Genomic DNA, 259 nt, shown 5'->3' with positions numbered 1-259 from the left:
ATACCAGCATCGTTCAGGGCGTGCGCGGAGGTTGGCAGATCGCGCTTAGCAACTATGGGATGAACCCAGGTGTGGGACACAACGCGAGTGCACTTTTTCTTCAAGACGGCACACTGGTCAACGATTACCTCTATCGCAATGCGGTAGCAGGTCATCCTGAAGTCAACACCATGAACACCTCAATCAACGTCAACGGTAATAACCTAAACGGGGTAAATGCCACCAACACCACGACGCTTAACGCAACCACGGTTAATAC

Annotated in this window: 1 protein-coding gene; it reads left to right on the top strand. The window is 51.4% G+C overall.

Annotated elements, in window-relative coordinates; all coding sequences use genetic code 11:
- The coding region (pilV, locus tag QN347_RS20240; RefSeq protein ID WP_323494466.1) for a shufflon system plasmid conjugative transfer pilus tip adhesin PilV at nt 1-259 on the top strand (259 nt) is incomplete at both ends.

The sequence above is a fragment of the Sphingomonas sp. 10B4 genome (assembly GCF_035019905.1).
Taxonomy (GTDB): Bacteria; Pseudomonadota; Alphaproteobacteria; order Sphingomonadales; family Sphingomonadaceae; genus Sphingomonas; species Sphingomonas glacialis.
Note: the sequence above shows the minus strand (reverse complement) of the source record. Positions and strands in the feature narration are given on the sequence as shown.